General features: G+C 35.3%; 17 protein-coding genes. 11 read left to right on the top strand and 6 right to left on the bottom strand.

The window, feature by feature from the left end; all coding sequences use genetic code 11:
• Nucleotides 1–189: 189 nt before the first annotated feature.
• Nucleotides 190–1,278: a glycoside hydrolase family 130 protein gene (locus tag EKL97_RS09655; protein WP_126462068.1), complete on the top strand. Its 1,089-nt coding sequence runs from the start codon at nt 190–192 to the stop codon at nt 1,276–1,278.
• Nucleotides 1,279–1,585: 307 nt separating this feature from the next.
• Here the strand turns inward: EKL97_RS09655 and EKL97_RS09650 are convergent, their stop codons facing one another.
• Nucleotides 1,586–3,151, bottom strand: a complete 1,566-nt coding sequence (locus EKL97_RS09650; protein ID WP_126568737.1) for an NAD(P)/FAD-dependent oxidoreductase — start codon at nt 3,149–3,151, stop codon at nt 1,586–1,588.
• A 213-nt stretch (nt 3,152–3,364) separates the two neighbouring features.
• Here EKL97_RS09650 and EKL97_RS09645 point away from each other — a divergent pair, with 213 nt between their 5' ends.
• Nucleotides 3,365–3,604 (top strand): hypothetical protein, encoded by a 240-nt coding sequence (locus EKL97_RS09645; RefSeq protein WP_126462062.1) that lies wholly within the window; start codon nt 3,365–3,367, stop codon nt 3,602–3,604.
• 85 nt (nt 3,605–3,689) lie between these two features.
• Here EKL97_RS09645 and EKL97_RS09640 read toward each other — a convergent pair whose 3' ends face one another.
• Genes EKL97_RS09640 through EKL97_RS09630 form a run of 3 tightly spaced genes read right to left on the bottom strand, consistent with a single transcriptional unit; the run spans nt 3,690 to nt 7,072 of the window.
• Entirely contained in the window at nt 3,690–4,112 is a 423-nt protein-coding gene (locus EKL97_RS09640; protein WP_126555157.1) for a hypothetical protein, read from the bottom strand.
• A 5-nt stretch (nt 4,113–4,117) separates the two neighbouring features.
• Nucleotides 4,118–4,867, bottom strand: a complete 750-nt coding sequence (locus EKL97_RS09635; RefSeq protein WP_126568736.1) for a hypothetical protein — start codon at nt 4,865–4,867, stop codon at nt 4,118–4,120.
• A gap of 9 nt (nt 4,868–4,876) precedes the next feature.
• On the bottom strand, nt 4,877–7,072 hold the full coding sequence (locus tag EKL97_RS09630) for a RecQ family ATP-dependent DNA helicase (RefSeq protein WP_126462057.1): 2,196 nt from the start codon (nt 7,070–7,072) through the stop codon (nt 4,877–4,879).
• A gap of 85 nt (nt 7,073–7,157) precedes the next feature.
• Here EKL97_RS09630 and EKL97_RS09625 point away from each other — a divergent pair, with 85 nt between their 5' ends.
• The 7 genes from EKL97_RS09625 to EKL97_RS09590 all read left to right on the top strand — a co-directional run bounded on the left by EKL97_RS09625 (nt 7,158) and on the right by EKL97_RS09590 (nt 11,470).
• Nucleotides 7,158–8,123 (top strand): SIS domain-containing protein, encoded by a 966-nt coding sequence (locus EKL97_RS09625; RefSeq protein ID WP_199740693.1) that lies wholly within the window; start codon nt 7,158–7,160, stop codon nt 8,121–8,123.
• On the top strand, nt 8,123–8,938 hold the full coding sequence (gene tatC, locus EKL97_RS09620; protein ID WP_126453463.1) for a twin-arginine translocase subunit TatC: 816 nt from the start codon (nt 8,123–8,125) through the stop codon (nt 8,936–8,938). The genes EKL97_RS09625 and tatC overlap by 1 nt, the downstream gene beginning before the upstream one ends.
• Nucleotides 8,931–9,284 carry a carboxymuconolactone decarboxylase family protein gene (locus EKL97_RS09615; RefSeq protein WP_126453460.1) on the top strand — a complete coding sequence of 118 codons (354 nt, stop codon included), beginning with the start codon at nt 8,931–8,933 and terminating at the stop codon, nt 9,282–9,284. Before tatC ends, EKL97_RS09615 begins: the two co-directional genes overlap by 8 nt.
• Before the next feature lie 94 nt (nt 9,285–9,378).
• Nucleotides 9,379–10,119 carry an LPS export ABC transporter ATP-binding protein gene (gene lptB / locus EKL97_RS09610; RefSeq protein WP_066082639.1) on the top strand — a complete coding sequence of 247 codons (741 nt, stop codon included), beginning with the start codon at nt 9,379–9,381 and terminating at the stop codon, nt 10,117–10,119.
• 85 nt (nt 10,120–10,204) lie between these two features.
• The gene (locus tag EKL97_RS09605) at nt 10,205–10,435 is read left to right on the top strand and encodes a DUF5808 domain-containing protein (RefSeq protein ID WP_126562237.1); all 231 of its coding nucleotides are present in this window, start codon (nt 10,205–10,207) and stop codon (nt 10,433–10,435) included.
• A gap of 395 nt (nt 10,436–10,830) precedes the next feature.
• Complete coding sequence (locus EKL97_RS09595; RefSeq protein WP_126562235.1) at nt 10,831–11,130, top strand: nucleotidyltransferase family protein; 300 nt, start codon at nt 10,831–10,833, stop codon at nt 11,128–11,130.
• Nucleotides 11,123–11,470 carry a DUF86 domain-containing protein gene (locus EKL97_RS09590; RefSeq protein ID WP_126568735.1) on the top strand — a complete coding sequence of 116 codons (348 nt, stop codon included), beginning with the start codon at nt 11,123–11,125 and terminating at the stop codon, nt 11,468–11,470. The genes EKL97_RS09595 and EKL97_RS09590 overlap by 8 nt, the downstream gene beginning before the upstream one ends.
• A gap of 186 nt (nt 11,471–11,656) precedes the next feature.
• Here EKL97_RS09590 and EKL97_RS09585 read toward each other — a convergent pair whose 3' ends face one another.
• Complete coding sequence (locus EKL97_RS09585; protein WP_126568734.1) at nt 11,657–12,520, bottom strand: glycoside hydrolase family 25 protein; 864 nt, start codon at nt 12,518–12,520, stop codon at nt 11,657–11,659.
• Nucleotides 12,521–12,527: 7 nt separating this feature from the next.
• Nucleotides 12,528–13,244, bottom strand: a complete 717-nt coding sequence (locus EKL97_RS09580; RefSeq protein ID WP_126555203.1) for a CDP-alcohol phosphatidyltransferase family protein — start codon at nt 13,242–13,244, stop codon at nt 12,528–12,530.
• A gap of 531 nt (nt 13,245–13,775) precedes the next feature.
• Here EKL97_RS09580 and EKL97_RS09575 point away from each other — a divergent pair.
• Both EKL97_RS09575 and EKL97_RS09570 read left to right on the top strand, forming a co-directional pair.
• The gene (locus EKL97_RS09575) at nt 13,776–14,762 is read left to right on the top strand and encodes a PorV/PorQ family protein (protein ID WP_126462170.1); all 987 of its coding nucleotides are present in this window, start codon (nt 13,776–13,778) and stop codon (nt 14,760–14,762) included.
• Between the two features lie 218 nt (nt 14,763–14,980).
• Nucleotides 14,981–16,120: a DUF4105 domain-containing protein gene (locus tag EKL97_RS09570; protein ID WP_126568733.1), complete on the top strand. Its 1,140-nt coding sequence runs from the start codon at nt 14,981–14,983 to the stop codon at nt 16,118–16,120.
• The last annotated feature ends 118 nt before the right edge of the window (nt 16,121–16,238 follow it).

Raw genomic sequence — 16,238 nt, 5'->3', positions numbered from 1 at the left:
ATGTAAAAAAAACATCTTAAAAGCATTAAAATCATAGTAACTTCAAAAAGAGAATTGTTGTTTAATAAAATAGATGCAACTTTACCGTACAAGACTCTTTCACACCTATTGGAGACAAATAAATACTAAATAACGCTAGGAATCATAAACTCCTTCAAGAATACTTAAAACCATATTTATATAACCATTATGAAACTAACCATCATGCTCATATTCGCATTTATCCTACTGAGTTGCGGCGGTAATTCTATCTATAAATCACAAAGTAAAAGTAAGGATTGGGCGATGCTCGACTTTGTAAAAGTAGATAGCCTAAACCCTATTTTAGAACCACAGTTACATCCTGTTTTTCAATCTCCAATAAGCAACAAAAAAGTCCACTGGGAAGAACGAAATGTTCTTAATCCATCCGCTATTGTCAAAGACGGAAAAGTATACCTCATCTACAGAGCGCAAGACAAAGACATGACATCAAGATTAGGCCTAGCTATCAGCGATGATGGACTGCACTTTAAAAAACAACCCACACCAATATTCTATCCGGACAACGACACGATGAAACAATACGAATGGAAAGGAGGTGTTGAAGATCCTAGAATTATAGAAAGCGAGAATGGGACTTACATTATGACTTACACATCCTATGATGGTAAAACTGCGCGTCTTTGTTTAGCCAGTTCAAAAGATTTAAAAACATGGACAAAACACGGTTTAGTATTAAGGGAAGAAAAATACAAAGACTTGTGGTCAAAATCCGGAGCTATAGTTTGCAAATTATACAAAGATAAAATCATAGCTACAAAAATTAAAGGCAAATACTGGATGTATTTTGGGGATACTGATTTGTATATAGCAACCTCTGAAGATCTCATCCATTGGGAAGTAGCCGAAAATAATGAAAACAAAAAAATGATTACTGTTTTACATCCCAGAATGGGGTATTTTGATAGTCGTTTAGTAGAACCCGGTCCTTTTGCATTACTTCAAAAGCAAGGTATCGTGCTGATTTACAACGGAAGTAATGCCGAAAATTATAATGATTCAAGTTTACCTAAATTCACTTATGCAGCAAGCCAGGCGCTATTTGACAAAGAAAAGCCCTATAAATTAATAGACCGAATGGATAGTTATTTCCTTCATCCGGACAAGCCTTATGAAAAAACAGGCGAAGTAAATGAGGTTTGTTTTGTAGAAGGATTAGTTTACTTTAAAAAACAATGGTTCTTGTATTATGGAACGGCTGATTCAAAAATTGCCGTTGCTGTCAAAAACAGATAATACCCATCTTGTTGACATTAATTAATCAACTACTAAACTTCCTAAATAAGCCAAAAATCTGAATATTATATCCCTTTTATTTTGGGGATTAATTCTTTTTTTTTAACTTTTTCAAATTCATTGAAAGTAGAAATAAAGAACGCTATAAAAAACTGGTTAGATTTAGTGGGAAAACTTAAAGTTGGCACGGCTGCAATTCTAAGTATAAGCCACCAATGCCAATTAATAATAATTGATATTGGTGGCAATTAGTGAAGTTTATTTCAAAGCTGGAAAATCTGTAGTAAAACCTAAATTCCTATTCAGATTATTTTTGGTTTAAAATCGCTCCAATCATCAACGCACATTTCTCGCCATCAATAGCGGCAGAAATAATTCCGCCTGCATAACCTGCGCCTTCTCCACAAGGATACAGCCCTTTTATTTGAACATGTTCATAGGTCAAGGGATCTCTGGGAATACGCACCGGGGATGACGTTCTGGATTCTGGCGCATGAAGCACGGCTTCATTAGTCAAATAACCTCGCATTGATTTTCCAAATTCAGTAAATCCTTCCCGTAATATTTGCGTTAAAAAATCGGGGAAAACCTGTCCCATTTCTACCGAAGTAGTTCCGGGAACATACGATGTTTTTGGAATATCCGATGAAACTCGGTTTTGTGTAAAATCAATCATGCGTTGTGCTGGCACTTTTTGGCTTTCGCCAGCTAAATGCCAAGCGCGTTGCTCGATACTTTTTTGGAATTCCATTCCGGCCAAAGCACCAAATTTAGCAAAAGGTTTAAAATCCTCCAGTTGCAATTCGATTACAATTCCCGAATTAGCAGTAGCCTGATCCCTTTTGGATGGGGACCAACCATTAGTAACCACTTCGCCGGGACTCGTGGCGCAAGGAGCAATCACGCCGCCAGGACACATACAAAAGGAATACATTCCCCGGCCTCCTACTTGTTTCACAATAGAATACGGAGCGGGAGGTAAAAACTCCCCACGGTAATCACAACTGTACTGAATGCTGTCAATCAAAGATTGCGGATGTTCTGCCCGCACGCCCAAGGCAAAAGGTTTGGCCTCGATAAAAATCTTTTTTCGGTCTAACAATTCGAAAATATCACGAGCTGAATGTCCCGTAGCCAAAATGAGTTTATTGGCAAGAATGGTGTCGCCGTTTTGAGTAACAACACCCTGAACTTCATTATTTTTTAATAAAATATCGGTCAATCGGGTTTCAAATAAAACCTGTCCACCACATTCGATGATTTTCTCTCGAATGTCCTGAATAATCTGAGGTAATTTATTTGTTCCAATATGCGGATGCGCCTCAATCAGAATATATTCAGAGGCTCCAAAAGCGACAAACAACTCCAAGACACGCGTTACATCACCTCTTTTTTTAGAACGCGTATACAACTTCCCGTCCGAATAGGTTCCGGCACCGCCTTCGCCAAAACAATAATTGGAATCTTCATTGACGACATGATCGAGATTGATGGCTTTTAAATCTCTTCGTCTGCCCCTAACGTCTTTTCCGCGCTCGATAACTATAGGCCTTAACCCTAACTCGATCAATTGCAAAGCAGCAAAAAGTCCGGCGGGTCCGGCACCAACAACAAGTACTTCTTGAGCTGAGGAAACATTTTTATACTCCGGAAGTTGTATTTTTTGCTCTTGAAAAGGCTCTCCTTTTAAAAAAATCACAACTTTAAGATTGATTTTAATGGCTTTTTGACGGGCATCGATCGACCTCTTTAAAATAGAAATATGTTGAATTTCAGTTACAGAAACGGTAATTTGTTTTGACAAATGATTTTTTAGCAGCACATCATTTGCTGCAATTTCCGGGGATACTTGTAATAAGAGTTCTTGAGGCATTTTTTTAGATTATTCGATTTTCAGATTATTTGACTTTTAAAATGTCAAAAATAATCCACGTACAAAAGTAGTATTTTGTACTGACTTCTTCTTGTAGAAAACAGAATCCGTTTTCAATTTTTAAAATTGACTAGTTTTCGAATTAGAGGTTGTAACTTTGTATGCTAAAACAGTTACCCAGTTAAACCATTAACCGATTAATCTTAAGGAAAAATGTCCAGAAAAATAAAATTGATATGGGATTTCCGTGGGCCAGCTTCCGCAAAAACTGCCGAACACCATGAAATCCATTTAAAAGAATACATCGCTATTGAAAAATTGCCATTGAATATCACTGGGTTCGAAATCCAAAGCGAAATGCTTGCCATTGCTTTTATGGTGGTCACCGATGAAAACATGATTCAGGTACGAGATGCTTTGAAACCGCATCGTGGAGAATTATTTACAGTCTAAAGTCATAAAGCCGAAGGTCTAAATGTACAAAAAAATCAAAACAACGGTTGTTATCAAAATTTAAGCCTAATCATAGAACCTTACATCACTTTAAATCAAGTTTGTAATCACTAAATATATAGGTATCATTGTTTTCCCCAGACAGCCGTATACTTTTAAATTCAACGACTTCATCATTTTTGACTTCATAATTATAAACATCTATATCGTTAGTACTTTCTGAAGACTCGTAAAATTTACCCTCTTCGGTCCACCATTTCCCTTTTTCGGTAAAAGTCTCGACTTCACAGTCTTCCTTTGATGTAAACATTATTACATAAGTGCCGTCAGTAAATCTTTGTTGAATCCAATGTTTTTCAATTCCTTCTATTTGCCCATCTTTTTCAAAACCTTTCCAAATACCAACCAGCTTCTCGTCTTGCTCTTTTTTATCGATTGTAAAACTCAAAATTAAAACTGAAAATACTGCCAAAGCAACTATTTTAAAAAATGGGTATCTTTTTTTCATAACTATTAATTTGTTGGAATTTCTATTGTTTTCATATAATCATTTAAAAAAGCAAACAGAAAAGCATCAACTTGCTTATCCGCTTTAAACTCGGCTTCTTTTTTCTTAAGTGATTCGTTTTTTCTTCCTAAACCTGGATTCTCTATAAAAAAAGACCCGCTAGAAAGATTGGACTGCATCGATATTTCTTTAAAATCGTTAGCCTTTATTTTATATTCTTCGGTATGTTTAAAGTATTTAAAATAATCTCTTCTAAATTGATAAAACTCTCCCGCAGTCAATTTTTTGGATTTGAGATTGATTCCGTTTTTTATTTCTATAAGATTGTAGTTTTCAAAAAGAGAACTATACCCCATATGGACATATTGCACTATTTTTCCTGAAGGACATATTAATAAACCCGAATAATAATTGCATTCAAAAGTAACATTTGTCCCAAAAACATCTTTATAAATAGAGGTCAGAAAATAATCAGTCTTACCGTTGCTATTTTCTTTATAATCTTCTTTATAAATATTTTCAACAACAAATTTTCCATCTATAAATTTAAAATAAGCAACATAACCTCTCCAATTGGCACTGGAAAGGTTATTTATTAATTTTTCTGGAATTGGATGATCTTTAAAATACCCTTCTAAAGGATTTGATTGTATGGCTAAAGTATCTTTTTCGATAATTAAACAATCTAGAACCTGACCTGTTGCAAATGAGCTGACTGATACTAAAAAAGCAAAAAACACTTTTAAAAACTTCATAAAATTATTTTAATTCGCCACTTCGCTAATGAATTTTATTCGCATCAGACGCAATTCACAAAGATCATATTCACCGTCAAATTCCTTGAGCGCGGCTTCAATATTATCCGATTCGGATTCCATGAAATACTCGTGAATTTCTTCTTGTTGTTCATCGTCAAGCATGTCGTCAATCCAATATTTTATGTTCAGCTTGGTACCGGAATACACAATTTGTTCCATCTCTTTTATTAAAACATCCATCTTAATCCCTTTTGCGGAAGCAATATCATCGAGCGATAATTTTCTGTCAATATTCTGAATGATATAGAGTTTATTTACTGAATTGACTCCTGTCGATTTTACGACAAGATCTTCCGGACGCGTAATGTCATTTTCTACAACATAGCGGCTGATTAATTCCAGAAATTCCTTTCCATATTTTTTGGCTTTTCCTTCTCCAACCCCATGAATATTAATCAATTCTTCTTGAGAAACCGGATATTTCAAAGCCATATCTTCTAGTGATGGATCCTGAAAAACCACAAATGGTGGAACGCCAACTTTTTTAGCTACTTTTTTACGCAAATCCCGCAACATACCCATCAAAATTTCATCTGCAACTCCGGTAGATTTTGATGCGGTTACAATAGCCTCATCGACTGACTCATTGTATTGATGATCTTCCGACATCATAAAGGATTTTGGTTTTTTTATAAAATCCAGTCCTTTGCCGGTAATTTTGACAATGCCATAGGTTTCTATATCTTTTGATAAATAGCCAGCTACCAAAACCTGTCGCAGCAAGGCCATCCAATATTTTTCATCGTGTTTTGAACCGCATCCAAAAAAAGACTGCGCATCCGTTCTATGCGCCTTGATCACTGCATTGACACGACCAATCAAGGTAAAAACAACTTCTTTTGATTTGTATAAATGTTTGGTATCACGCACCACTTCCAGCAGTTGTACTACTTCCGCTTTAGCTTCTGTTTTTGTTTTTGGATTTCTAACGTTGTCATCCATATCTGCTCCTTCGCCCGTGACATCGTCAAATTCTTCTCCAAAGTAATGCAACAGAAACTTTCTTCTGGACATCGAAGTTTCGGCGTAAGCCACAACCTCCTGTAATAAAGCAAATCCAATTTCCTGTTCTGCAACGGGTTTCCCGGACATGAATTTTTCTAATTTCTCGACATCTTTATAGGAGTAATATGCCAAGCAATGGCCTTCACCACCATCTCGACCGGCACGTCCTGTTTCCTGATAGTAGCTTTCTAATGATTTAGGAATATCATGGTGAATTACAAAACGCACATCCGGCTTGTCTATTCCCATCCCAAAAGCGATGGTGGCCACTACGACATCGACATCCTCCATAAGGAACATGTCCTGATGTTTTGCACGGGTTTTAGCATCTAATCCCGCATGATATGGCACGGCACTTATCCCGTTGACTTGCAACACCTCGGCAATAGCCTCGACTTTTTTACGGCTCAGGCAATAAATAATACCCGATTTGCCTTTATGCTGTTTGATGAACCGAATAATATCCGATTCAATATTTTTTGTTTTAGTACGGACTTCATAATACAAATTGGGTCTATTGAAGGATGCCTTAAAAGTGGTAGCATCACACATATCCAAGTTTTTGAGAATGTCTTCCTGTACTTTAGGAGTAGCAGTAGCCGTTAGTCCTATAATAGATAAATCACCCAGTTGTTTTATGATGTGTTTCAGGTTCCGGTATTCTGGTCTAAAATCATGTCCCCACTCTGAGATACAATGAGCCTCATCTATGGCTACGAAAGAAATGGGTACGGTTTTTAGAAAATTGACATATTCTTCCTTTGTCAACGATTCTGGCGCAACGTACAAAAGCTTAGTCAATCCAGAGGTAATATCCTTTTTTACTTGCGCAATTTCAGTTTTGGTCAGGGAGGAATTTAAAACATGAGCAATCCCGTTTTCTGAGGATAAACTTCGAATGGCATCAACTTGATTTTTCATCAAAGCGATTAAAGGCGATACTACTATTGCAGTTCCTTCCTGAATTAAAGCTGGCAGCTGGTAGCAAAGTGATTTTCCCCCACCAGTTGGCATTATCACAAAAGTGTTCTGCTTATTCAACAGACTTTTTATGACTTGTTCTTGCAATCCCTTAAATTGGCTGAAGCCAAAATATTTCTTTAATTCTTTGTGTATTTCAATTTCGTTTGAATTCATTCTTTATTATGTGGTATTTTGTATAAATTTGCATCATCTAAAGGTACAAATTTCTTTTACACACACAAATTTTAATTATTCAGTTTTGATAACTACAGAAAATATATTGGCCAGTGCCAAAAAAACTATTTTATCGGAAAGCCAATCCATTGCAAAACTCGCTGATTTTCTGGATGAAAACTTTATTAGTGCCACACAAAGCATCTATAATACTGCCGGAAGACTAGTAGTAACAGGGATAGGAAAAAGCGCTATTATTGCCCAAAAAATGGTGGCTACTTTTAACTCTACCGGAACTCCGTCGTTGTTTCTTCATGCCTCCGAAGCCATTCATGGTGATTTAGGAATGATACAAAATGACGATGTGATTATTTGTATTTCGAAAAGCGGCAACAGTCCGGAGATAAAAGTACTGGTTCCGTTATTGAAGCGTTTTGGCAATACCTTGATTGCCATTACTGGAAATACGTCCTCTTTTCTTGCCAAAGGATCTGATTTTGTATTGAATACTACCGTCACCTCCGAAGCCTGTCCAAACAATCTTGCGCCTACAAACAGCACTACCGCACAACTTGTCATGGGAGATGCACTTGCGGTTTGCCTGATGGAAATGCGCGATTTCAAACCGGAAGATTTTGCAGTCTACCATCCTGGGGGCGCATTAGGAAAAAAATTATTGCTCAAAGTGAAAGATATGTTAGAGCACAGTCTCAAACCGATGGTTACTCCGGATGCTTCAATCAAGAAAGTTATTTTCGAAATTTCAGAAAAGCGTCTTGGCGTCACTGCAGTTGTAGATCAGCATAAGGTAATCGGAATCATTACGGACGGAGATATAAGAAGAATGCTCAATGAACGAGATAATTTCACTGATTTAACCGCAAAAGATATTATGACAAAAAACCCAAAAATGACTTCTTCGGAAGCTATGGTAGTTGAGGCATTCAACATAATGGAAGATTTTTCTATCACCCAATTAGTAGTGGTTGATCATGGCGAATACAAAGGAGTTTTACATATACACGACATTTTAAAAGAAGGAATACTATAATGGCAAAGAAAAACTTAAACGAAATGTCCTTTTTAGATCATCTTGAAGAATTAAGATGGTTATTAGTTCGAAGTACTGTGGCTATATTAATCCTGGCCACTGTTACATTTTTTATCAGTGACTATATTTTTGACGTTATCATCTTTGGACCAACCAATCCAAATTTTATTACCTACCGTGCTTTTTGTGATTTATCACATTATTTGGGTTTTGCTGATAGTATTTGCGTAACCGAAATGGCTTTTATCATTCAAAACACCAATATGGAAGGGCAGATCAATGTATTGATCTGGACCTGTATCACTGCCGGTTTTATATTGGGATTTCCTTTTGTATTATGGGAAATCTGGAAATTTATAAGCCCAGCATTGTATGAAACCGAAAAAAAACACGCAAAGCTTTTTGTGATCACCTCCTCCTTGCTCTTTTTCATGGGTGTCCTTTTTGGTTATTTCGTAATTGTCCCCATGTCGATGAACTTTTTTGCTACATTTACCATAAGTGATGTAGTAAAAAATCAGTTTAGCGTTGATTCCTACATTGGGATGGTAAAAACCAGTGTTATCGCTTGCGGATTATTTTTTGAATTACCAATAATTATCTATTTCCTGACTAAATTAGGCTTGGTAACCCCTGAATTTTTGAGGAAATACTGGAAATATGCCGTAGTCATCATCCTTATAGTAGCGGCAATTGTAACGCCTCCGGATGTGGTGAGTCAAATAATTGTAACCATCCCGATGTTGTTAATCTATGAAGCAAGTATCTTAATATCGAAAATAGTTGTAAAAAATCAAAAAAAAGTAAATGGCTGATATCATAAATGAATTCAACGAGTACCGTTCGAAAATGAACGAAAAATTATTGGCAGACAATAATAAAATTGTAAAGCGAATTTTTAATTTGGATACCAATGCGTATGCTCCAGGTGCTTTGGACGTAAAAACAAAAGAGCTTTTAGGCCTTGTTGCTTCAGCCGTTTTACGCTGCGATGATTGCGTAAAATACCATTTGGAGACGAGCTTCAAAGAAGGTGTCACCAAAGAAGAAATGATGGAGGCGATGGGAATTGCTACACTTGTTGGCGGAACTATTGTTGTGCCTCATTTGCGCAGAGCCTATGAGTTCTGGGAAGCACTGGAGGAAACCGCAACAAAATAATTTGTTAAGAAGTTCTATCGTTTAATTGTTTATTCGTTTATTTGACGATTAAACAATTAAACGATTGATGCGTTAAACGATTAAACCAAAAAAAATGAAATTACGAGCCGAAAATCTAATCAAAACCTACAAAGGACGCAGTGTTGTCAAAGGCATTTCGGTAGAGGTAAATCAAGGCGAAATCGTTGGACTCTTGGGGCCTAACGGTGCCGGAAAGACAACTTCATTTTACATGATTGTGGGATTAGTAAAACCCAATTCCGGAAATATATTCCTAGATGATTTGAACATCACAGATTACCCGATGTATAAAAGAGCACAGCAGGGAATTGGTTATTTAGCTCAAGAAGCTTCCGTTTTTAGAAAATTAAGCATCGAAGACAATATATTAAGTGTTTTGCAATTGACAAAATTATCCAAAGCGGAACAAGAAGCAAAAATGGAAAGTTTAATTGATGAGTTTAGTTTAGAACACATTAGAACCAATCGTGGGGATTTACTTTCCGGCGGTGAACGCCGCAGAACTGAAATAGCCCGTTGTCTGGCTACAGATCCAAAATTCATTTTATTAGATGAACCATTTGCCGGTGTCGATCCTGTTGCCGTTGAAGACATTCAGCGAATTGTAGCGCAATTAAAAAATAAAAATATCGGAATTCTTATTACAGATCACAACGTTCAGGAAACCTTAGCCATCACTGATAAAACCTACCTGATGTTTGAAGGTGGCATCCTTAAAGCCGGAATTCCAGAAGAATTAGTTGAGGATGAAATGGTACGTCGTGTGTATCTGGGGCAAAATTTCGAGTTGAGAAAGAAAAAATTGGAATTTTAAAAAGTGATCAATTCTTAAGTGATCAGAAGCTTGGTTATAAAATTACTATTTCATAATTTTTTATTTAAACCTAAAATTTACAAAAATGGTAGATCAAGACAACCCAAGTCAAGAGACATTAGAGAAATGGAGTAAAGATCCCGACAACTGGATTTGGGGAGTGTTTTATTACAACAAAGGAGATAAACGTATTTTACCCCCTAAAAAAAATGCTTGGATGGGCAACACAATAAATTTTGCCAATCCTAAATCAGTACTTTTTTTGATTGGAGCCCTATTATTTTTTGCCTTTGTGACCTTTTCTATCCTAAAATAGCAATAATTTATTCCACAGCAATATAGCGCAACTGTTGCAAATCTCCACTATAAATATTAAAATCGACATTCCCTTTTATCCCCGGAACTGATGCCTTTTCAGTGAATTGCTAAAACAACCTCCAATCAGACGCATTAAAATAAATTTAAGTCAAACCACATAGAAGCATAGTATTTATTCCTGTGAAAAAAAAAATTGATGGTGATAAGAGTTCACAATAGAAAAAAAAGCAGTGGCTTTTTTTCTATGTCACCTAAATTTCGACTGTTCGTAACAGATTTAAATCAAAAATTAAATTAAATTCTATGCTTCTATGTGGTTCAATTTTAATGCGTTTGACCTGCGACCTTTTCAGAAACTCACAACATATAAGAAAAAATCTATATCTTTGATATATGAATCTAATAAGCCTAAATAAAGAAACAATTAAAAATTTATGTGAAACACATAATGTAGAAAAGTTATATCTTTTTGGTTCTGCAACAACTTCTTCTTTTAATGAAAAAAGTGACATTGATTTCTTAGTGAAATTTAAATCTTTTGACCTTAAATTATACTTCTTAAACTACATTGATCTTAAAACTAAACTTAAACATTTACTGCAAAGAGAAATTGATTTAGTAGAAGAACAAACTTTAAAAAACCCCTACTTAATTAGTTCTATTGAAGAAAACAAACAATTAATTTATGGATAAAAAAATCCTAAAACGGCTTTATGATGTCCAAGTGTCTATTGATGAAATAAACAGTTATTTTATAGATGAAAAGATGGATTTTTTTGAATACAGAAAAAACATAATGAGAAAAAGAGCCGTAGAACGGAATCTTGAAATCATTGGAGAAGCCATAAATAGAATATTAAAAACTGACAGTTCTTTTACTTCCAAAATTACTGATGCAACCGCAATCGTTGGATTAAGAAACCAAGTAATTCATACCTACGATAACATATCCGATGAAACTATTTGGGCTATACTTACCAATCACTTACCAAAATTAAAAATCGAAATAGATACAGTATTGAAAAATAACTAAAGTAAAAATTCAATAACTTATTTTACTCTAAAATCGTAAGAGTTGCAAATCAGAAGCTAAAACCTTTCACTAATTTATTTTTCACTATTCACTGAACACTGCTTATTAACTACTGCTCACTGACTACTGAATACTGATCACTGAATACTGAACACTTCTCACTGACCACTTCTCATTAAAAAAAAACTACTCCACGGTAATATACCGCAACTGCTCCAAATCTCCATTGTAAATATTGACATCTACATTGCCATTTATTCCTGGAACAGAAGCTTTCTCCGTAAATTGCCAAAACAACCAGTCTTTGGCTATTTCCTCCCTGTAAAAATTATAATTGGCTATCCAAAAAAGATAATCGCCGAATTCCTCTTTCAAAAAATCATCGTAATAGCGCTCGCCGGTATAGATAATAGGCCTCACCCCGTAATGGGATTCTACAGCATTTAACCACCTTTTCAAGCCTAATTTAAGATTTTCAATCGACTGGTTTTTAGGTAATTTTTCAATATCCAAAACTGGCGGTAAATCTCCCTTTTGAAGGGTGACGGTTTTGATAAAAAGTTGGGCTTGTTCAATTGAATTTTCGTTAGGACGATAATAATGATAGGCGCCTCTAATCATTTTATTTTCTTTGGCACCCAGCCAGTTCCGCTCAAAATTTCGGTCTTTCCGGTCTTTCCCAACCGTAGCGCGAATAAACACAAAATGTAGTGGATATTTATTTTCTAAAGTATCCACATAAGTCCATCTGATTTTACCTTGGTATTCTGAAACATCTAAACCGATACTTTTTCTTTCGTGTTTTTCTAAAACCTGAAAATTTCGAACATCAGAAATGCGCTTGGCTTCAGTTTCTTCTTGTAGAATTTTATCCGATTTAAAACTAAAATAATACGCTAAACCATCTCTATAATGATATCCAACAGCAGCCATCAGTGCTACTAAAAGAGTACCAATAGAATAGCGTAAAAACTTTCCGGAGAAAACAGTTGCTTTCTTCTTATGTTTACGGACAAGGGTAGTTTTTCTTCGTACGGTTTGTTTTCTCATTCAAAAATTACTTTTTGACTACTTTATTATTCAAAACCGACAGTAAAACATAAAACAGTATCAGTAATGGAATTCCTAAATAGCGAAAGAAAACCAACAATAGAAAAGCACAGATCAAAAAGACAATTTGAAGGGTGTTTTCTTTGAAACTGAACTTCTTGATTTTCAGAGAAAATAACGGAATTTCCGCATTTAGCATAAAGGCGCTCAATACGGTTAGCACTAATAAAAACCATGGGTTGGTCAATAGTTCAACAATAAATATAGAATCGGTATATTTCAAAACCAACGGCAGACTCAGAATAAACAGTGCATTGGCAGGCGTTGGCAAACCAATAAAAGAATCTGTTTGACGGGTATCGATATTAAAATTAGCCAAACGATAACAAGAGCCCAACGCAATTACAAAACCCAAATAAGGGAAAAACTGCAAATAACCTGCTGGTGCTGTTGTTGCATGACTAATCATCATTTGAAACATCACTAAACCCGGGACAACTCCGCTGGTCACCATATCTGCCAAAGAATCCAACTGCAAGCCAAGCGGACTTGACACCCTGAATAATCGGGCAAAAAAACCATCAAAAAAGTCCAAAAATATACCCAGACAAACAAAATAAAAGGCCATTTCAAAATCTTTATTAAAAGCAAATACCAGCGCAATGCACCCACAAAAAAGATTCAGTAACGTAATTAAATTCGGGATATGCTTTTTAATAGTCATCATAATAAAGTTTAAGTACACAAAGATGGCAAATTTAACATAATAAGTGAATGAAAAGTACGTTTTGTAATAGAGATTTAAACCGCTACAGCCAAGTAGCTTTTTAAGGACTCAAAACTCTGAAAGGGGCATTTCTAAATTATGTGCAAATAATTCAAACAACAGCTGTAAAAAAGGTATTCTTCCTTTTGTAATTTACTATGATTCTAAAAAAATGAATAAAAACAAACTTTTCAAGTACTATCCGCGTGTTAATTTAATTCTTTACGACCATTGTTACCCATAAATTTTTTAGCTCAAGAAACTAGAAGATCCAATAAATTCAGGACTAATCCACACTAAATTGATCCACAATACTAAATTCAGCAGCAAAATCAAATAACCTCAGTAAAAAATTATATTTTTGATGAAAATTAAACAGACTTTTAGTTCGTAAAAATGATGCCCTTAAAAAAAAGCTTTTTAGTAGCAATCCTCTTGGCAAGCACCCTCACGTATGGCCAAGCGGATAGAAAATACTCCAATGAATTCATGAATATCGGGGTTGATGCGGCTGCATTGGGCATGTCAAATACTGTCGTGGCTTCAACCAGAGATGTCAATTCAGGATATTGGAATCCCGCTGGCCTGATTCATCTGGAAGACCATCAGGTTTCAGTAATGCATGCTAATTATTTTGCAAATATTGCCCAATACGATTACTTGGCCTACGCCAGCCCAATTGATGATCACAGTGCTTGGGGCATTTCATTAATACGTTTTGGAGTTGATGATATATTAAACACCACTGAATTAATCGATAGTCAGGGTAATATTGACTACAACCGAATCAGTCTTTTCTCTACGGCTGATTATGGATTTACCTTTTCCTATGCCAGAAAACTACCCGTTCCCGGATTTCAATATGGTATAAGCGCTAAAGTGATTCGCCGAATCATCGGGAAATTTGCTAATTCATGGGGATTTGGTTTTGATGCCGGAATCCAATTCGAAAAAAACAACTGGCAATTTGGGCTAATGCTCCGCGACATTACAACGACGTATAACGTGTGGAATATTGACGAAGACGAATATAAAAAAATTGCTGGTGCCATTCCTGAAGAAAACCAAGAATTACCGGAAAGCACTGAAATTACTGCCCCAAAAGCACAATTGGGACTTGCTAAAAGGTTCATCATTCGGTATGATTACAGCATTCAGGCTGCAGCCAATGTGAATATGCGCTTTGCCAGAACCAATGATTTAATTGCAACTAATTTTATAAGTATTGATCCCGCTTTAGGACTGGAATTTGGCTACACTGATTTGGTCTTCGTTCGTGCCGGAGTGGGTAATTTTCAGAATGTACAGCAATTAGATCAGACGGAAAGAGTAGGTTTCCAACCTAATATTGGCTTGGGATTTAAATACAAAGGCATTCAGATTGACTATGCATTGACCGATTTAGGCAATCAAAGTACCGCTTTATACTCAAATATTTTTTCAGTGAAAGTAGATTTGGGAATGTTCCGAAATTAATTTAACAGAACCTTTATAATCAAATAATGCTGTGGATTATGATTCCATTTTTTAAAAGTTCACGATACGTTAGAAAACATGAATTCTGATTTTAACCACCAAACTTTCTGCTTCATTTTTGTTTCTTTGAGTATCTTTGGAAAACAAATACAATCAATGCGGACGCAAATTTATTTTTTAAATACATAAGCGCCCTATTACCCTTTAAAAGCTAACGAATGCAAACCTCTTCTTTCAAAAAAATAATTTTCTTCCTGTTTTTATTTTTAACGGCACCGTGTAGTTTTGGACAAAACATCCAATTATCAAAAAACACGAAGGTCAGTGTACTAACCTGTGGAACAGGCAATGAATCGTATTCTCTTTTTGGCCACACGGCAATTCGCGTTCAGGATACAATAAATGCAATTGATGTGGTATATAATTATGGAGCTTTTGATTTTAACACCCCTAATTTCGTGATGAAATTTATAAAAGGAGACCTACAGTATTTTGCTGTAGCAAATTCCTATCCAGATTTCATCAATCAATATCAGTACGAAAGAAGATCTGTTTATGAGCAGGAGCTGAATATTCCTAAACATTTAAAACAAAAACTGTTTGACAACCTCAATACATCCTTAGCATCAGGAGAAAGTTATTACACCTATAAGTTTATCGATAAAAACTGCACCTCTATGGTTGTTGCCATTATCAACAAAACACTAGACACAACCGCTATTGTAAAAAATGCTGATACTGACCTCACCTACAGAACTATTTTGTATCCGTATTTTGACGGTCATTTTTATGAGAAACTAGGAACAAGTATCATTTTTGGAAAAAAAGTAGATCAATTAGGCACGCAATTATTTCTTCCCTTTGAATTGCAAAAAAGCCTAAAAAAAGTTTTTTTTCAAAACCGACCGCTGGCACCGGAAAACAAAACCATAATCGAATTCAAAAATGAAGTTCCCTTCTCTTGGTGGAACAATCCGTATACCTATTTTTTACTGCTTGCTCTAATCATTTTTATAAACAAAAAGGGTATCAATTTGTTGTACCTTATTCTAATGGCAACAATAGGACTATTCTTTACGTTTATTGGGTTTTATTCAGATCATCTTGAGCTGGGTTACAACTACAATATTTTGTTGTTTAACCCAACCTTAATAGGGTTATTGTATTTTTATTGGAAAAAGAGCCAAAAAGGGATCTATAATTTGGTTTTATTTAATCTGCTCTCCGTTGTACTCTATTTCTTTTTGATAATCAACAAAGCACATTTAATAATAGTTTTACCCTTAATGGTAACCAGCGGAATTATCTTAGTGCGACTGGCCATTAAAAATAAAAAAAGAATTCCTACACTATTGTAACATCTTAATTTACTATACCTGAATTATTCTAAACAAATATTAAAATTTTTGAGGTGTTCCGATAAATACTTATGATTTTTATGTATATTTAAAGTATGGAAAAATTTACAGGAGAAAG

It is taken from the genome of Flavobacterium sp. LS1P28, assembly GCF_003970335.1.
GTDB lineage: Bacteria > Bacteroidota > Bacteroidia > Flavobacteriales > Flavobacteriaceae > Flavobacterium.
Note: the sequence above shows the minus strand (reverse complement) of the source record. Positions and strands in the feature narration are given on the sequence as shown.

Bases quoted from the DNA above. Each gene is read 5' to 3' on its own strand.
- EKL97_RS09655 (WP_126462068.1), top strand. From the start codon at position 190: ATGAAACTAACCATCATGCTCATATTCGCATTTATCCTACTGAGTTGC.
- EKL97_RS09650 (WP_126568737.1), bottom strand. From the start codon at position 3,151: ATGCCTCAAGAACTCTTATTACAAGTATCCCCGGAAATTGCAGCAAAT.
- EKL97_RS09645 (WP_126462062.1), top strand. From the start codon at position 3,365: ATGTCCAGAAAAATAAAATTGATATGGGATTTCCGTGGGCCAGCTTCC.
- EKL97_RS09640 (WP_126555157.1), bottom strand. From the start codon at position 4,112: ATGAAAAAAAGATACCCATTTTTTAAAATAGTTGCTTTGGCAGTATTT.
- EKL97_RS09635 (WP_126568736.1), bottom strand. From the start codon at position 4,867: ATGAAGTTTTTAAAAGTGTTTTTTGCTTTTTTAGTATCAGTCAGCTCA.
- EKL97_RS09630 (WP_126462057.1), bottom strand. From the start codon at position 7,072: ATGAATTCAAACGAAATTGAAATACACAAAGAATTAAAGAAATATTTT.
- tatC (WP_126453463.1), top strand. From the start codon at position 8,123: ATGGCAAAGAAAAACTTAAACGAAATGTCCTTTTTAGATCATCTTGAA.
- EKL97_RS09615 (WP_126453460.1), top strand. From the start codon at position 8,931: ATGGCTGATATCATAAATGAATTCAACGAGTACCGTTCGAAAATGAAC.
- lptB (WP_066082639.1), top strand. From the start codon at position 9,379: ATGAAATTACGAGCCGAAAATCTAATCAAAACCTACAAAGGACGCAGT.
- EKL97_RS09605 (WP_126562237.1), top strand. From the start codon at position 10,205: ATGGTAGATCAAGACAACCCAAGTCAAGAGACATTAGAGAAATGGAGT.
- EKL97_RS09595 (WP_126562235.1), top strand. From the start codon at position 10,831: ATGAATCTAATAAGCCTAAATAAAGAAACAATTAAAAATTTATGTGAA.
- EKL97_RS09590 (WP_126568735.1), top strand. From the start codon at position 11,123: ATGGATAAAAAAATCCTAAAACGGCTTTATGATGTCCAAGTGTCTATT.
- EKL97_RS09585 (WP_126568734.1), bottom strand. From the start codon at position 12,520: ATGAGAAAACAAACCGTACGAAGAAAAACTACCCTTGTCCGTAAACAT.
- EKL97_RS09580 (WP_126555203.1), bottom strand. From the start codon at position 13,244: ATGACTATTAAAAAGCATATCCCGAATTTAATTACGTTACTGAATCTT.
- EKL97_RS09575 (WP_126462170.1), top strand. From the start codon at position 13,776: ATGAATATCGGGGTTGATGCGGCTGCATTGGGCATGTCAAATACTGTC.
- EKL97_RS09570 (WP_126568733.1), top strand. From the start codon at position 14,981: ATGCAAACCTCTTCTTTCAAAAAAATAATTTTCTTCCTGTTTTTATTT.